Raw genomic sequence first — 15,382 nt, 5'->3', positions numbered from 1 at the left:
CGCAAAAAAAAACAGCAATTAACGTTTGAGTTGGTGAACGGATAATCAAATCCACATGTTTGAAGGGGATAAGTGAGATTGTGAATGCAACTTTTAGCGTCAGGGGATAAAATAATAACGCGTAATGAAAATGTTATTTTCCGTTGCCTGTCTGACCCGTTACAATGTCAGACTACTGCCGTAAAAGAAGTTTAAGGAAGCAAGATAATGAGCACCACTATCGAAAAAATCCAGCGCCAGATCGCTGAAAACCCGATTCTCCTGTACATGAAAGGTTCCCCTAAACTGCCAAGCTGCGGTTTCTCCGCACAGGCTGTGCAGGCGCTGTCAGCCTGTGGTGAACGCTTTGCTTATGTTGATATTCTGCAGAACCCGGATATTCGCGCCGAACTGCCGAAATACGCAAACTGGCCAACTTTCCCACAGCTGTGGGTTGATGGTGAGCTGGTTGGCGGTTGTGACATTTTGATCGAAATGTACCAGCGCGGTGAGTTGCAGCAGCTGATTAAAGAAACAGCAGCGAAATACAAAACCGAAGAGCCGGACGCTGAGTAATACCAGCAGAAGTAAAAAAGCGACCTGAAATGGTCGCTTTTTTTATGTCGCCGTTACGCTTCTTCAGGCACGGGAAGAGGCCAACCGCCGAGACGTTTCCAGCGGTTAACGATTTCGCAAAACAGCACGGCCGTACGTTCGGTGTCATACAGCGCCGAGTGCGCCTGATTCCCGTCAAACTCCATTCCCGCCGCCAGGCACGCTTTTGACAACACAGTCTGCCCCAGTGACAGGCCGCTTAATGCCGCCGTATCAAAGGTGACAAATGGATGGAACGGATTACGTTTGAGCGAGGCGCGTTCTGCCGCCGCCATCATAAAACCGTGGTCGAACGTAGCGTTATGCGCCACCATGATTGCCCGATTGCAGCCGCTGTCTTTAATGCCTTTACGCACCATTTTGAAGATGGCATGCAAAGCATCATATTCGCTGACCGCACCGCGTAGCGGATTGTTAGGGTCAATACCGTTAAAGGCGAGCGCTTCCGGTTGCAAATTGGCACCTTCAAACGGCTCTACGTGGAAATGTAACGTCGTGTCCGGCATCAGCCAGCCTTGTTCATCCATTTTCAGTGTGATGGCGGCAATCTCAAGCAGCGCATCGGTTTTGGCATTGAACCCTGCGGTTTCGACATCAATGACGACAGGATAAAAACCACGAAAACGGTCACACAGACCGGAAAGTTGAGCGTTATCGGACATCTGGGTCTCTTAATACGGGAAAATTGCAGCGCGTATTATGGCAAAATGATGAGTATAAAACTATGGGCACAGACGATCTGCGCCCGAGGGGGAGATTAATCGCCCAGGCCGCGCCCAGCGTCTTTCTCTTCGATCAGCTCAATTTTGTAGCCGTCCGGATCTTCAACGAACGCAATCACTGTGGTGCCGCCTTTTACTGGACCTGCTTCACGCGTTACGTTACCGCCATTCTGGCGAATACGTTCACAGGCTTCAGCCGCGTTGTCTACGCTCAGGGCGATATGGCCATAGGCAGTACCCAGATCATACTTGTCGACACCCCAGTTATAGGTCAGTTCGATTACTGCTTCACTGGTTTCAGGACCGTAGCCGACAAAAGCCAGAGAGTACTTGTATTCAGGGTTTTCGCTGGTACGCAGCAGCTTCATGCCCAGCACGTTGGTATAAAACTCGATGGAACGCTGCAGGTCACCCACGCGCAGCATGGTATGGAGTAAACGCATCTTTTTCCCCTTCGAAAATGGCTAATACATTCAAAATGTTGTTTTAGTATAGCGGCGTTGTTACGCCGCTATCAATGGCAGAACGGAGATTGTGACGTTAGAGGGTAGGATAGTCGGTGTAACCTTCCGCGCCGCCGCCGTAGAAACTCTCGGCACGTTGCGGATTCAGTTCTGCTTTTCGTTGCAGACGCGCCACCAGATCCGGGTTAGCAATATAGGCGCGACCAAAAGCAACGGCGTCGATCAGACCTTTCTCGATCAGCGCTTCTGCTTTTTCTGGGGTGTAAGCACCAGCACCAATGATAGGGCCGTGGAAGCGCGCGCGAACTTTTTCGCGGAACGCATCGGAATACGGCTCGCCACCGGCCCAGTCCGGCTCAGACATGTGCAGGTAAGCGATTCCGCGCTTGCCCAATTGTTCAATCAGATACAGCGCATCGGCTTCTTCGTTTGGACCATTGTCTACGTTCTGGAAAGTGCCAATCGGGGAGACGCGAATACCAATGCGATCGGCACCCCATTCTTTAATTCCGGCATCAACCACTTCCAGTATCAGACGCGCACGATTTTCGACGCTGCCACCGTATTGATCGGTACGCTGGTTAGACGTTGGCGACAGGAACTGGTGCAGCAGGTAGCCGTGGGCAGAGTGCAGTTCAACCATATCGAAACCCGCTTCGCGCGCATTGGCTATCGCCTGACGGAAGTCATTAACGATGCCCGGAATCTCTTTGGTTTCCAGCGCACGCGGCATTGAGGTATCGGCACGCGTTGCCAGGCCGTTTTCATCGCGCAGCGAGGTGCGGGTTCCAGCGCTAATCGCGGAAGGTGCAACTGGAGCTTGACCGTTTGGCTGCAGACTGGCGTGAGAGATGCGTCCAGTGTGCCACAACTGGACAGCAATATGACCTTGCTCAGCGTGTACGGCAGCAGTGATTTTCTTCCATGCGGCAATTTGCGCTTCGCTGTGTAAGCCGGGTGCTCCGGCATAGCCCTTCGCCTGTGCGGAAATCTGCGTCGCTTCGCTGATGATAAGACCCGCGCTGGCGCGTTGACGGTAATACTCGGCCATCAGCGGAGTAGGGATGTCGCCAGGCTCAATACTGCGCAGACGCGTCAGTGGCGCCATAAATACGCGGTTTGCTGCCGTAATGGCACCCACTTTCAGTGGGGAAAACAGTTTTTCAGATGACATGTGGCACTCCTGAATAGACCGGTCGTCTAGTAATAAAGAAAATAAAAACGCCTGTTAAACGGCAGGCGTTGTGATGATGTTTTTAACGTGCGCCAGCGCATTTTCCAGCGGAGTGGCGCTACGAGAAATCTTGGCCTGCAGGTTGGCGCCAAGCCACAGCGCATACAGTACCTGCGCCTGCTGTAACGGCTCGCCAACAAAAGACAGACAATGGCTGGCCTGACCTTTCTCCAGCGCCTGCGCTAACAGCACAATAATGTGCCGCGCGCCTTTATCCATCGCAGTGCGCATATCTTCTGACAGATCGCACACTTCGGCAGACAGTTTTACTGTTAAACAGCCGCTAATAATGCCGTGCTGACTAAACTGATTCAGGGTTTCCTGATAGTAGGCCAGAATGCGGTCGCGATAGTTTCCCGCTCCCGTATCAAAGTGCGTAGCCAGTCGCCGATGATAGGCCGTATAGTGGCGTTCCAGCATCGCGACACCGAACGCTTCTTTAGAGCGAAAATAATGATAAAACGAACCTTTGGGTACTTCAGCGGTTTTCAGTAGTTCGCTTAAACCCATGCCGGTGAAGCCGCGCTGCATACACAGCAGTTCGCCAGTCGCCAGCAGATGTTCGCGTGTATCGTGTTCAGTGATTTTGTTCATGAAAAGGAGTGTAATAGACCAGTCGGTCTAATGCAATAGCGCTTGCGAGAAATTCAGTTAACGTCTTCAATAGGTATATCAATCTTATTAAAGGAGGGGATGTGGCCGAACAGCTGGAGTTTTTCCCCGTCCAGAGCCCATGCCGTGGAATATGTCAGTCTGACGAACGCGGCTTTTGCCGTGGCTGTTTTCGCAGTCGGGATGAGCGTTTTAACTGGCAAAAGATGAGCGATACCCAAAAGCAGGAAGTGCTGCGGCTTTGTCGTCAGCGCCTGATGCGTAAATTACGTGCAAACAAAGCCAACCCTTCGGAAGAACCGCAACAACCTTCACTCTTTTAAAAGCGTAATTGCGTATACTCGAGGCACATTCACTTAAAAGGAAGCTGCTATGGTTCAGCGTATTACTATTGCGCCGCAAGGCCCGGAATTTTCTCGCTTTGTGATGGGGTACTGGCGCCTGATGGACTGGAATATGTCCGCGCGCCAGCTAGTCAGCTTTATTGAAGAGCATCTGGATCTTGGCGTGACCACCGTCGATCACGCCGATATTTACGGTGGCTACCAGTGTGAAGCGGCGTTTGGTGAGGCAATGAAACTGGCTCCGCATTTGCGTGAAAAAATGCAGATTGTGACTAAATGCGGGATCGCGACGACGGCGCGCGCGGAAAATGCGCTGGGCCACTACATCACCGACAGTGCACATATTATTGCCAGTGCGGAAGAGTCGCTGAAGCTGCTGGCGACCGATCATATTGATCTGCTGCTGATCCACCGTCCCGATCCGCTTATGGATGCTGACGATGTCGCCGACGCTTTTAAAAAATTGCACCATAGTGGCAAAGTGCGTCACTTTGGCGTCTCCAACTTCACCCCGGCACAGTTCTCATTGCTGCAATCGCGTCTGCCGTTTACTTTGGCGACCAACCAGGTAGAAATTTCACCAGTACATCAGCCGCTCCTGTTGGATGGTACTTTAGATCAACTGCAACAGCTGCGCATTCGCCCGATGGCCTGGTCCTGTCTCGGCGGTGGTCGCCTGTTTAATGATGATGCTTTCCAGCCTTTACGTAATGAGCTTGCCGTGATTGCTGAAGAGTTGAATGCGCAATCTATTGAGCAGGTGGTATACGCCTGGATTTTACGTCTGCCGTCTCAGCCGCTGCCGATTATTGGCTCAGGAAAAATAGAGCGTGTACGTGCTGCCATTGAGTCTGAGTCGCTGAACATGTCTCGCCAGCAATGGTTCCGCATTCGTAAAGCGGCGCTGGGTTACGACGTACCCTAATCGCGTTTTTGGCGCATCTCCGTTCAAATTTGTGTCACTGGTTTACACTTAACAATCAGACACCTTTTGGACGGAGGTCTTATGAAGCGTTTGAGTTTGGCCATCATCACTCTACTCGCCTGTGCAGGTGCGCAGGCTGCCAATGAAGAAAAAGTGACGATGAATCTGGTCACGTCGCAAGGCGTCGGCCAGGCGATTGGTACGGTCACTATTGCTGAAACCGCAAAGGGACTGGAGTTTACGCCCGATCTGAAAGCGTTGCCGCCAGGTGAACATGGCTTCCATGTGCATATGAACGGCAGTTGCCAACCCGCGATTAAAGAAGGGAAAGCCTCAGCCGCAGAATCGGCTGGTGGCCATTACGATCCGCATCAAACCGGTAAACATGAAGGCCCGGAAGGCGCAGGTCATATGGGCGACCTGCCGCTATTGGTGGTGAATAACGACGGTAACGCCACAACGCCGGTCGTTGCACCGCGGCTGAAAACGATCGATGAAGTCAAAGGCAAAGCGCTGATGATCCATGTGGGCGGCGATAATATGTCCGATCAACCGAAACCGCTTGGCGGTGGCGGAGCGCGCTACGCCTGTGGTGTTATCAAATAATCAACGACTGAGAGTACCCGGCAGCGGCGCCTGTTCGAGTTGTGAAAGCGAGCAGTGTAGTCGCCAGACCAGTGCCGACAGTTCCTGCGCAGCGGGTTGATGATGGTGGGCAAGCGTATCGCAGATGCGCTGTAGCTCATTCAGCGTGGCATTCAGTGGTCGTTGCTGGACGCCACGTTCGCTCATTACATCGCGTAGCAGCGAGATACACACGTCCCTGACGCGAGCCAGCGGATCGGAACGCGCCTCCCAGGTGCGCAGTTGCCACACCACATGCGAGCAGTTCAGTAAAACGACCCCCCAACGTAATAACCAGCGTCGCGCCAGCGCATCCTGACTGTTGCTGAGCTGGCTGACGTGATGATACGTCAGCGATTCAAATTCGTTTTCACTCAGTGATGGATGTCGGCTGAGCTGATCGACAAAATCCCGGCGCAGGGCGCGAATATGGCGGCGACTTTTCCGTGCATCCGATCCGGGGCGCAGAATGGCGAAGGCCAGCCATGACAGCGCCACACCGGTGATTTTCGCCATATTGTCATTCAGGAAATCAGCAAAATCATATACCGGCGGATTGGTCACCGCGATAAACGAACCCATAAATACAATCAGCTGCCCCCAAAGACCTGCCAGGGCAGGCATTTGTAGCTTCAACAGTTGCATGGTGGCGAGTAGTGGGAAGAGAAAGAGAATAAACTGCCAGAGGTCGGAAATTTGCACCATCAGGCCAAACTTAACCACAAAGCTAAATAGCGACAGTAGAACCAGCGTACGCATCAGCAAAGAAAGCGACTTGAACGGTGTGGCAACGGCGGAATACAGCACACTGCTGATCGCGGCGAGCGTGAGTGCGCCAGAGCCTGATTCCCATTGTGCACCAATGCTCCATGCGCCGATAAGCATCAAAGTGCAGAACGTACGCAACCCGCTCCAGATAGCTTCCGCATTATCGGTATGACGGGCAAGTCCAGGCGTGCGGGCGATATTAATACGCTCGGCGGTAACACCATTTTCCAGTAAATGCAGATAATGACTGCTGCGCAGGTAGAGCCGACAAAAATAACGCAGTCGTTGCCAGAAGGCGACGTGTCGATAGTCGCGGGCATCGACGGGCCGCAGTGGGGCAATTATACGTGCGACGGTGTAGCTATTCGCATTGGATTTTATTAGTTCGCTGAGCAACTGCTCGATGATTTCCCGGGTGTTGGACGGGGGATTAGGCCAGTTCAGCAGCATCCTGCGCAGACTGGAAATCACGCTGGTCATCCGTAACTGCTGGTGCAACAGCGAATTGAGCAAAGCATTCTGGCGACGAAAGCGGTAATGACTCCAGAAAACCTGAATACGCAGCAGGTTCATGGTCAGAATCTGCCCGATAACACCTTCATGGGCTGTGCGAATGGCATCCGTGGTTTCTGGTTGCCAGAGTAGGCTGGCATGTTCCAGTAAACGTGAATGCATGTTTTTCAATGCTGTCAGTAACGTGGTGCCATCGGAGGTGCTGGGTAGGATCATCATCATCACGCCACCACACAGGATACCGACGATGACTTCACACACGCGTGCCTGCGCGATATCCCATAATTGCGTAATTTCCACGGTATTGACCATGGGAAACGCAATGATCGCCGCCGTATAACCCGCCAGTTGAAATGCGTAGGCAACGTTATTGGTGAAGTGCGCGCATGCCCAGGTACAAAAACCGATCCACACTGACATGCTCAGCAAAAACAGCCACGGCTCATTGAGAGTATGACCGGCAATAATCAATGCGGCGGTGGCACCCAGTAAGCTACCCGCCACGCGACCCAGACTTTTGCTGATAACCCCGCCAACGGTGGGAAAACTAACCACCGCCGCAGAGGTCATCGCCCAGTAGGGCTCATCCAGATTCAGATAATAAGCAAAAGTTAACGCCAGGCACATCGCAATGGTGTTACGCAGCGCATAACGCCACTGTGCCGCCGTGGCTTTAAACCACGGCAAATTGCCTGGTGTCAGGCGGGGCAGTTTCATTTACGCTGGCCGATGGATACGCTGCAGGTTGTACCTGACACCAGCGTGACCTCCCGCGGCAGGGCGTCGAATTCGATGCGTACCGGGACACGCTGCGCCAGACGCACCCACGGCACGTTGGGTTTGATGTCGGGAATCAGGCCGGAATCACTTTCCACACTTTGATCGTAGATGGCACGGCCAATACTGGAAACGTGACCCTGTAACTTTACATTGCCGCTGTAGAGTGTAATCGTCGCAGGTGCGCCTTCTCGAATATGGCGCAATTTGGTTTCTTCAAAATATCCCATCACATAAAAAGAGTGACTGTCGACAAGGGCAAACAGGGGCTTACCGGTTGAGGCGTAATCACCGGTACGGGTAGACAGGTTTGTGACCCAACCCGCCACGGGGGCTTTGACCACCGTTTGCGTCAGTTGCCACTGGGCCTGGCGCAAACTGGCCTCAGCCGCTTCAACGCTTGCCTGCATGGCTTTCACGTTGAGATTTGCGGTATCCAGATCCTCGGCTGAGATGTAATTTTGCGATAAATGACGGCGGCGGTTGGCTTCGTTGTTGGCTTTCGCCAGGTCAGACTGCGCTTTTGCCAGTTGCGCTTGCGCATTCAGTTCAGCAATGTGAAATGGCGTCTTGTCGATAATAAAAAGGACATCGCCTTTATTCACAAACTGGTTATCTTTTATATAGAGTTCGCTAATGCTGCCTGACACCTGCGGCGTGATGCTGACCTGCTCAGCACGTACTTTGCCATCACGTGTCCAGGGCGATTGCATATAGTAATTCCACATCCACCATCCGGCGAAAACTGCGATTGCAGCGACTATAATAGTGGAGAAGTATTTAACGGTTTTAAGCGACATAATCACCACGCTATCAGCATAACAAAGGCCAGACATACGCAAAGCGTAAAGAGTGACAGATCCATTAGCAGGGGATGCCAGATTTCGCCGGAGTAAATCCAGTCGCGCAGCAGGCGATGAACAACCAGCCAGAGAATAAATCCTGCTACAATCGCCTTGAAAACAGGAGGAAAGTAGACAGATGCGCCGATCATTAAATCTTGTAGGGGCAATCCTGTTGCATTAAACATAAACTTCACGGGCAAAATCCTTGGCGGAAGAGAGCATTGCTATAGGTTTAGCAAAAAAGAGACAATGAGTCTCCGTAACGCATAATGTCTGAAAAAATGTCAGCCGGTAAGCAAATTTGGCAATACATTTGTTTTGGGAATACAAATGCTGCACACTATTCTAAAATCAGCACAATAACTTAGCAAGCTAATTATAAGGAGATGAAATTGGAATCGCCATTAGGTTCTGATCTGGCACGGTTGGTGCGCATTTGGCGTGCTCTGATTGACCATCGCCTGAAACCTCTGGAGTTGACGCAGACGCATTGGGTTACGCTGCACAACATTCATCAGTTGCCGCCGGATCAATCGCAGATTCAGTTGGCTAAAGCGATTGGCATCGAGCAGCCTTCGTTGGTACGTACGCTTGACCAGTTGGAAGAAAAGGGACTCATTTCACGACAGACTTGCGCCAGCGATCGTCGAGCTAAGAGAATTAAACTGACAGAGAAGGCTGAGCCGCTGATCGCTGATATGGAAGCGGTGATCAACAAAACACGTGGAGAAATTCTGGAAGGGATTTCAGCTGAGGAAATTGATCTGCTGATTAAGCTGGTTGCCAAACTCGAACACAATATTATTGAACTGCAGTCACAAGGTTGAAACGATAAGTTACGTGTGGCCAGAGCCTGACCACACGTGAATTCGATTAGCGTGGAGACACGGTAACCTGGCTGCCGTTGTTAGCCATAACAACGCGCTGGCCGGCTGAAAACTTGGTCGCACCCTGTTTCTGAACCACCATGATGGTATTACCATCATCCTTACGGATTTCCAGTTCCACACCCTGGGTTTTATTCATCGCACCTTGTACGCCTTGACCCGCTACGCCACCGGCAACTGCACCTGCAGCCGTCGCTAATGAACGACCCGTACCGCCGCCGACGGTGTTACCAAGGAACCCGCCGAGTACCGCACCACCAATAGCACCAATCACGTTTGCGTCATCGCCACCCTGGATTTGCACCGGACGAACATGAACAATCGTACCGTAGGTAACGTTCTGAACTTGTTTCGCTTCGGATGCGGTATATACGTCGCCTGAAAGGCTGTCATTGTTAACGCAACCCGCTAAAGATACGCCCATTAATGAAACAATCAGCACACGTTTAATCATTTACAAATCTCCTTTGTCACCACGAAACGCTAATAAAGCACCCTTCATGGCTAAATTATATGGCATTTGTGAGCCTAAGGTCACATGTTCTACTGGAACAATATGAAAATCTTAACCGAAATCGGATCAACCGAGTATAAACGAATCATTCATGTAATTGATGTAATTAAACGATCATTGTAATGATTAGCCACCAAAAATCATTAAGGAAGCATGGCATTAGTCGACACTTTATGGTTGAGTGTCAAGGCTAATTTGCTTAAAAGGATGACCTATGAAATCGGGCCGTTTTATCGGTGTAATGTCTGGAACCAGCCTTGATGGCGTCGATGTTGTGCTGGCGACAATAGATGAAACGATGGTTGCGCAGCAGGCGAGTCTGACCTGGCCCATCCCCATTTATGTTAAACAAGCGATTCTGGATATCTGCCAGGGGCAGCAGCTTACACTTTCTCAGTTTGGTCAGTTAGATGCACAGCTCGGTTATCTATTTGCTGAGGCGGTGAATGCGCTGTTGGCGCAAGAAAAATTGAAACCGCAGGATATCATTGCGATTGGTTGCCACGGGCAAACCGTGTGGCATGAACCGAACGGTGCTGCGCCACACACGCTGCAAATTGGTGATAACAACCAGATTGTCGCGCGTACCGGGATAACCGTAGTCGGCGATTTTCGTCGACGTGATATCGCCCTCGGCGGGCAGGGTGCACCGCTCGTTCCTGCGTTTCATCAGGCACTGCTGGCACATCCAACGGAACGGCGAATGGTGTTAAACATCGGCGGGATTGCCAATCTGTCTCTGCTTATTCCGCAACAACCCGTTCGCGGATACGACACCGGGCCGGGCAATATGCTGATGGATGCATGGATCTGGCGGCAATGTGGCCAGCCCTACGACAAAGATGCGCAGTGGGCCATTTCAGGAACGGTGATCCTGCCGTTGCTGCAGAATATGCTTAACGACCCTTATTTTTCCGCGCCTGCGCCGAAAAGTACCGGCCGTGAGTATTTTAATTACGGCTGGATAGAGCGTCATCTGGCGCAGTTTCCGGGAATTAGCCCACGAGATGTACAGGCGACGCTTGCCGAACTGACGGCAGTAACCATTTCAGAGCAGGTCTTGTTAAGCGGCGGCTGTGATCGACTCATGGTATGTGGTGGTGGCAGTCGTAATCCACTGCTGATGATGCGTCTGGCGGCATTATTACCGGGTACAGAGGTTACCTCTACTGATGAAGCCGGGATCAGCGGTGATGATATGGAAGCGTTAGCCTTTGCCTGGCTGGCGTGGCGAACGCTGGCCGGATTACCGGGAAATTTACCGTCTGTGACTGGGGCGTCAGAGCCGAGTGTTTTAGGGGCAATTTATCCTGCCAATCCACGAACTCAGAGTTAACTGAAATTATTCAGCGCGGTGTGCCGGTAAACTAAGGATATTAGGGAGGGTGCCATTACCCTCCAGGACCAGGAAAGTCTTCAGGATATGGCTATGAAAAAACTGTTGTTATTGTGTCTGCCCGTACTGCTTAGCGGTTGTAGTGTGTACAACCAATTTGTCGAGCGTATGCAAACGGATACGCTTGAATACCGCTGCGACGAAAAACCGCTGACCGTGAAGCTGAACAATACCCGCCAGACGGCAAGCTTTGTTTATGATAATCAGCTATTGAACCTCAAACAGGGCGTGTCGGCATCAGGTGCACGTTATACCGATGGTTTCTACGTATTTTGGTCTAAAGGCGACGAGGCAACGGTCTATAAACGAGACAGAATTGTGCTAAATAACTGTCAGTTACAGAACCCGAAGCGTTGAGATTTTCACCTGGGCGGCGCACAATAGCGTCACCCACTGACAATCCGTAGCCCAACATCATGTCTGATAACGACGAATTGCAGCAAATCGCGCATCTGCGCCGTGAATACACGAAAGGCGGTCTTCGCCGCCGCGATCTTCCCGCCGAACCCCTTGCGCTGTTTGAGCGCTGGCTGGGGCAAGCCTGTGATGCCAAACTGGCCGATCCCACCGCAATGGTCGTTGCGACCGTCGATGAAAATGGTCAGCCGTATCAGCGCATCGTGTTACTCAAACATTATGATGACAAAGGGCTGGTGTTCTATACCAACCTTGGTAGCCGTAAGGCGCATCAGATCGAGAAAAATCCACGCATCAGCCTTTTATTTCCCTGGCATACGCTGGAACGGCAGGTGATGGTGATCGGCAAGGCAGAGCGTCTTTCCACACTCGAAGTGGTGAAATACTTCCACAGTCGCCCACGCGACAGTCAGATTGGCGCCTGGGTCTCAAAACAATCCAGTCGAATCTCCGCGCGCGGTATTCTCGAAAGCAAATTCCTCGAACTGAAGCAGAAGTTTCAGCAAGGGGAAGTTCCTCTGCCCAGTTTCTGGGGCGGCTTTCGCGTGAGTATTGAACAAATGGAGTTCTGGCAGGGCGGTGAAAACCGTCTGCACGATCGTTTTTTATACCAACGCGAAGATAACGCGTGGAAAATTGATCGTCTGGCCCCCTAAAGATGCAAATTTCTTGTTTTAAGCGCTGGTGCTGATCAATCCGGCGCTTTATTCTATGTTTCTTTCGCATCAGGCGAAAAGTCGTGTACCGGCAAAGGTGCAGTCGTTTTATACATGGAGATTTTGATGGCAAGCAGTAACTTGATTAAACAATTGCAAGAGCGGGGGCTGGTGGCCCAGGTGACGGACGAGGAAGCGTTAGCAGAGCGACTGGCGCAAGGCCCGATCGCGCTCTATTGCGGCTTCGATCCTACCGCTGACAGCTTGCATTTGGGGCATCTGGTTCCATTGTTATGCCTGAAACGCTTCCAGCAGGCAGGCCATAAGCCTGTTGCACTGGTAGGTGGCGCAACCGGTCTGATTGGTGACCCGAGCTTTAAAGCCGCCGAGCGTAAACTGAATACCGAAGACACAGTGCAGGAGTGGGTGGATAAAATCCGCAAACAGGTTGCACCGTTCCTCGATTTCGACTGTGGTGACAACTCGGCGATTGCTGCGAACAACTACGACTGGTTTGGCGGTATGAACGTACTGACTTTCCTGCGTGATATCGGCAAACACTTCTCCGTTAACCAGATGATCAACAAAGAAGCGGTTAAGCAGCGTCTGAACCGTGACGATCAGGGGATCTCCTTTACCGAGTTTTCTTACAACCTGCTGCAGGGTTATGACTTTGCCTGCCTGAACAAACTGCACGGCGTGGCACTGCAGATTGGTGGTTCTGACCAGTGGGGTAACATTACTTCGGGTATCGATTTAACCCGTCGTTTGCACCAGAATCAGGTGTTTGGTCTGACCGTTCCGCTGATCACTAAAGCTGATGGCACCAAATTCGGTAAGACGGAAGGCGGCGCAGTGTGGCTGGATCCGAAGAAAACCAGTCCGTACAAATTCTACCAGTTCTGGATCAACACCGCCGATGCGGACGTTTATCGCTTCCTGAAATTCTTCACTTTCATGGACATTGAAGAAATCAATGCGCTGGAAGAAGAAGATAAAAACAGCGGTAAAGCGCCGCGTGCCCAGTATGTTCTGGCCGAACAGGTTACGCGTCTGGTTCACGGTGAAGAAGGTCTGGTCGCGGCAAAACGCATTACCGAAAGCTTGTTCAACGGCAATCTCAGCGATTTGAGTGAAGCAGATTTCGAACAGCTGGCGCAGGATGGCGTGCCGATGATCGAGATGGACAAAGGTGCCGATTTGATGCAGGCGCTGGTGGACTCCGAGCTGCAACCTTCTCGCGGTCAGGCACGTAAGACTATTGCGTCAAACGCGGTAACCATCAACGGTGAGAAGCAGTCCGATCCGGAATATTTCTTCCAGGATAGTGATATCCTGTTCGGGCGCTATACCTTACTGCGTCGTGGCAAGAAGAACTATTGTCTGATTTGCTGGAAGTAAGATTGAGTTAGCAGGGGCGTGGGAAACTACGCCCCTTTATTTTTTCAGGGTTGTGGTAAGTAAAATGAAGAATATCCTCGCCATCCAGTCCCACGTTGTTTTTGGTCATGCGGGCAACAGTGCAGCAGAATTTCCGATGCGTCGTCTTGGCGCAAATGTCTGGCCGCTGAATACCGTTCAGTTTTCAAACCACACGCAGTATGGCAAATGGACCGGTTGCGTTATGCCGCCGAGCCACCTGACTGAAATTGTTCAGGGCATTGCTGATATTGATAAACTCCAGACCTGTGACGCAGTACTGAGCGGCTATCTTGGTTCAGCAGAACAGGGCGAGCATATTCTGGGTATTGTTCGCAAGGTAAAAGCGGCAAACCCGCAGGCAAAATACTTTTGCGATCCGGTGATGGGACACCCTGAAAAGGGGTGTATTGTCGCACCCGGAGTGGCGGAATTTCATGTACGCCATGCGCTCCCGGCTAGTGACATTATTGCCCCGAATCTGGTTGAACTCGAAATTCTGTGCGAGCATGCGGTGAACAATGTCGAAGAGGCCGTTGCAGCAGCGCGTGAACTGATCGCTCAGGGACCTGAAATTGTACTGGTGAAGCATCTGGCACGGGCAGGTATCAGCACCGACCGTTTCGAAATGCTGCTGGTCACCGCTGAACAGGCGTGGCATATCAGTCGTCCGTTAGTCGATTTTGGCGCACGTCAACCGGTTGGTGTGGGTGATGTGACGAGTGGCTTGTTGCTGGTGAAACTGCTGCAGGGCGCATCTTTACAACAGGCGCTTGAGCATGTGACTGCGGCGGTGTACGAAGTGATGATCACTACCAAAGAGATGCACGAGTATGAGCTGCAGGTCGTGGCCGCGCAGGACCGTATCGCCAAGCCTGAACACTACTTTAGCGCAACGCAGCTGTAATCGATGCCCGATGGCGCTCACGCTTATCGGGCATATTTTTAGCTGTAGGCCGGGTATGTGCAAGTGCCACCCGGCAACAACAATTAATTTAAGCCTTCTGCTTTCAGCGCAGCGGCAACCGCCGGGCGTTCAGCCATTCGCGCCATATAGGCGTCAATATTACTTAATCCTGCCATATTCAGCTTAACCGCATAGGCCCAACGCAGTACGGTAAACAGATAGGCATCGGCGATGCTGAAGCGCGGGCCGCAGATCCATTGGTTATCTTTCAGCGAGTCGTTCACATACTGCATTTTTTTCTCCAGCAGCGCACGAACGTTTGGCTTAAAGTCTTCCGGCGTATCGGGACGGAACAGTGGCGTAAAGCCTTTATGCAGTTCAGTCGCAATGTAGTTAAGCCATTCGATGGTTTTGTAACGGGAGAGGCTGCTGGTAGGGGCAAGGAGCTGGCGGTCTGGCACGCTGTCCGCCAGGTATTGCATGATGGCGACACCTTCGGTAAGTAGCGTACCGTCATCCAGCAGCAGTGCAGGAACTTGCCCTTTTGGGTTTACCGCGAAAAAATCATCGCCATTTTCCAGACGTTTCTTCATCAGATCAACACCATCCAGCGTGAAATCTTTACCGCTCTCACGAAGTGTGATGTGGGAAGCGAGAGAACAAGCGCCCGGTTTGTAGAACAGTTTCATCGGTAACTCCTTTTGGCTGAGGTATATCGTATGGTAGTGCTACCTCAGGCAAAAAAAAAGCCGCTAACAACAGTT

General features: G+C 51.7%; 18 protein-coding genes and 1 pseudogene. 10 read left to right on the top strand and 9 right to left on the bottom strand.

What is annotated here, in order from left to right:
- Positions 1-207 precede the first annotated feature (207 nt).
- On the top strand, positions 208-555 hold the full coding sequence (gene grxD, locus ACHHZ7_RS22135) for a monothiol glutaredoxin 4 (protein WP_003832760.1): 348 nt from the start codon (positions 208-210) through the stop codon (positions 553-555).
- A 53-nt stretch (positions 556-608) separates the two neighbouring features.
- Here grxD and rnt read toward each other — a convergent pair whose 3' ends face one another.
- From rnt to ACHHZ7_RS22115, 4 genes are all read right to left on the bottom strand, one after another.
- Positions 609-1,256, bottom strand: a complete 648-nt coding sequence (gene rnt / locus ACHHZ7_RS22130; RefSeq protein WP_048226615.1) for a ribonuclease T — start codon at positions 1,254-1,256, stop codon at positions 609-611.
- A gap of 95 nt (positions 1,257-1,351) precedes the next feature.
- On the bottom strand, positions 1,352-1,759 hold the full coding sequence (gene gloA, locus ACHHZ7_RS22125) for a lactoylglutathione lyase (protein ID WP_003832762.1): 408 nt from the start codon (positions 1,757-1,759) through the stop codon (positions 1,352-1,354).
- A 97-nt stretch (positions 1,760-1,856) separates the two neighbouring features.
- Positions 1,857-2,954 carry an alkene reductase gene (locus tag ACHHZ7_RS22120; protein ID WP_060682259.1) on the bottom strand — a complete coding sequence of 366 codons (1,098 nt, stop codon included), beginning with the start codon at positions 2,952-2,954 and terminating at the stop codon, positions 1,857-1,859.
- A 54-nt stretch (positions 2,955-3,008) separates the two neighbouring features.
- On the bottom strand, positions 3,009-3,608 hold the full coding sequence (locus ACHHZ7_RS22115) for a TetR/AcrR family transcriptional regulator (RefSeq protein WP_060682258.1): 600 nt from the start codon (positions 3,606-3,608) through the stop codon (positions 3,009-3,011).
- Between the two features lie 101 nt (positions 3,609-3,709).
- On the opposite strand from ACHHZ7_RS22115, the gene ACHHZ7_RS22110 reads away from it, so the two are divergent.
- From ACHHZ7_RS22110 to sodC, 3 genes are all read left to right on the top strand, one after another.
- The gene (locus tag ACHHZ7_RS22110; RefSeq protein ID WP_003832768.1) at positions 3,710-3,949 is read left to right on the top strand and encodes a DUF1289 domain-containing protein; all 240 of its coding nucleotides are present in this window, start codon (positions 3,710-3,712) and stop codon (positions 3,947-3,949) included.
- A gap of 49 nt (positions 3,950-3,998) precedes the next feature.
- Entirely contained in the window at positions 3,999-4,895 is an 897-nt protein-coding gene (locus ACHHZ7_RS22105) for an aldo/keto reductase family oxidoreductase (protein ID WP_048214269.1), read from the top strand.
- 81 nt (positions 4,896-4,976) lie between these two features.
- On the top strand, positions 4,977-5,501 hold the full coding sequence (gene sodC, locus ACHHZ7_RS22100) for a superoxide dismutase [Cu-Zn] SodC (RefSeq protein ID WP_060682257.1): 525 nt from the start codon (positions 4,977-4,979) through the stop codon (positions 5,499-5,501).
- Here sodC and ACHHZ7_RS22095 read toward each other — a convergent pair.
- The 3 genes and pseudogenes from ACHHZ7_RS22095 to ACHHZ7_RS22085 form a co-directional block, all read right to left on the bottom strand.
- A pseudogene (locus ACHHZ7_RS22095) lies at positions 5,477-7,517 on the bottom strand (FUSC family protein). The gene sodC and the pseudogene ACHHZ7_RS22095 sit on opposite strands and share 25 nt — an antisense overlap.
- Positions 7,514-8,377, bottom strand: a complete 864-nt coding sequence (locus ACHHZ7_RS22090; protein WP_032941777.1) for an HlyD family secretion protein — start codon at positions 8,375-8,377, stop codon at positions 7,514-7,516. Before ACHHZ7_RS22090 ends, ACHHZ7_RS22095 begins: the two are co-directional and overlap by 4 nt.
- 2 nt (positions 8,378-8,379) lie before the next feature.
- Positions 8,380-8,616 carry a DUF1656 domain-containing protein gene (locus tag ACHHZ7_RS22085; RefSeq protein ID WP_003029180.1) on the bottom strand — a complete coding sequence of 79 codons (237 nt, stop codon included), beginning with the start codon at positions 8,614-8,616 and terminating at the stop codon, positions 8,380-8,382.
- A gap of 192 nt (positions 8,617-8,808) precedes the next feature.
- On the opposite strand from ACHHZ7_RS22085, the gene slyA reads away from it, so the two are divergent.
- Positions 8,809-9,249 carry a transcriptional regulator SlyA gene (slyA, locus tag ACHHZ7_RS22080; RefSeq protein ID WP_008784672.1) on the top strand — a complete coding sequence of 147 codons (441 nt, stop codon included), beginning with the start codon at positions 8,809-8,811 and terminating at the stop codon, positions 9,247-9,249.
- Positions 9,250-9,295: 46 nt separating this feature from the next.
- On the opposite strand, the gene slyB is transcribed toward slyA, so the two are convergent.
- Complete coding sequence (slyB, locus tag ACHHZ7_RS22075) at positions 9,296-9,763, bottom strand: outer membrane lipoprotein SlyB (protein ID WP_003029175.1); 468 nt, start codon at positions 9,761-9,763, stop codon at positions 9,296-9,298.
- Between the two features lie 274 nt (positions 9,764-10,037).
- On the opposite strand from slyB, the gene anmK reads away from it, so the two are divergent.
- From anmK to pdxY, 5 genes are all read left to right on the top strand, one after another.
- Positions 10,038-11,159, top strand: a complete 1,122-nt coding sequence (anmK, locus tag ACHHZ7_RS22070; RefSeq protein ID WP_060682255.1) for an anhydro-N-acetylmuramic acid kinase — start codon at positions 10,038-10,040, stop codon at positions 11,157-11,159.
- Between the two features lie 87 nt (positions 11,160-11,246).
- A complete protein-coding gene (gene mliC / locus ACHHZ7_RS22065) occupies positions 11,247-11,576 on the top strand; it encodes a C-type lysozyme inhibitor (protein WP_395149209.1) in 330 nt (109 codons plus the stop codon).
- A gap of 59 nt (positions 11,577-11,635) precedes the next feature.
- Positions 11,636-12,292 (top strand): pyridoxamine 5'-phosphate oxidase, encoded by a 657-nt coding sequence (gene pdxH, locus ACHHZ7_RS22060; RefSeq protein WP_003029169.1) that lies wholly within the window; start codon positions 11,636-11,638, stop codon positions 12,290-12,292.
- Between the two features lie 126 nt (positions 12,293-12,418).
- Entirely contained in the window at positions 12,419-13,693 is a 1,275-nt protein-coding gene (gene tyrS, locus ACHHZ7_RS22055) for a tyrosine--tRNA ligase (protein ID WP_020996426.1), read from the top strand.
- A 64-nt stretch (positions 13,694-13,757) separates the two neighbouring features.
- Positions 13,758-14,618 carry a pyridoxal kinase PdxY gene (pdxY, locus tag ACHHZ7_RS22050; protein ID WP_060682253.1) on the top strand — a complete coding sequence of 287 codons (861 nt, stop codon included), beginning with the start codon at positions 13,758-13,760 and terminating at the stop codon, positions 14,616-14,618.
- Between the two features lie 83 nt (positions 14,619-14,701).
- Here pdxY and gstA read toward each other — a convergent pair whose 3' ends face one another.
- Entirely contained in the window at positions 14,702-15,307 is a 606-nt protein-coding gene (gene gstA, locus ACHHZ7_RS22045; RefSeq protein ID WP_060682252.1) for a glutathione transferase GstA, read from the bottom strand.
- Positions 15,308-15,382 lie beyond the last annotated feature (75 nt).

This window comes from Citrobacter freundii complex sp. 2024EL-00216, from assembly GCF_043945515.1.
Lineage (GTDB): Bacteria > Pseudomonadota > Gammaproteobacteria > Enterobacterales > Enterobacteriaceae > Citrobacter > Citrobacter portucalensis.
Note: the sequence above shows the minus strand (reverse complement) of the source record. Positions and strands in the feature narration are given on the sequence as shown.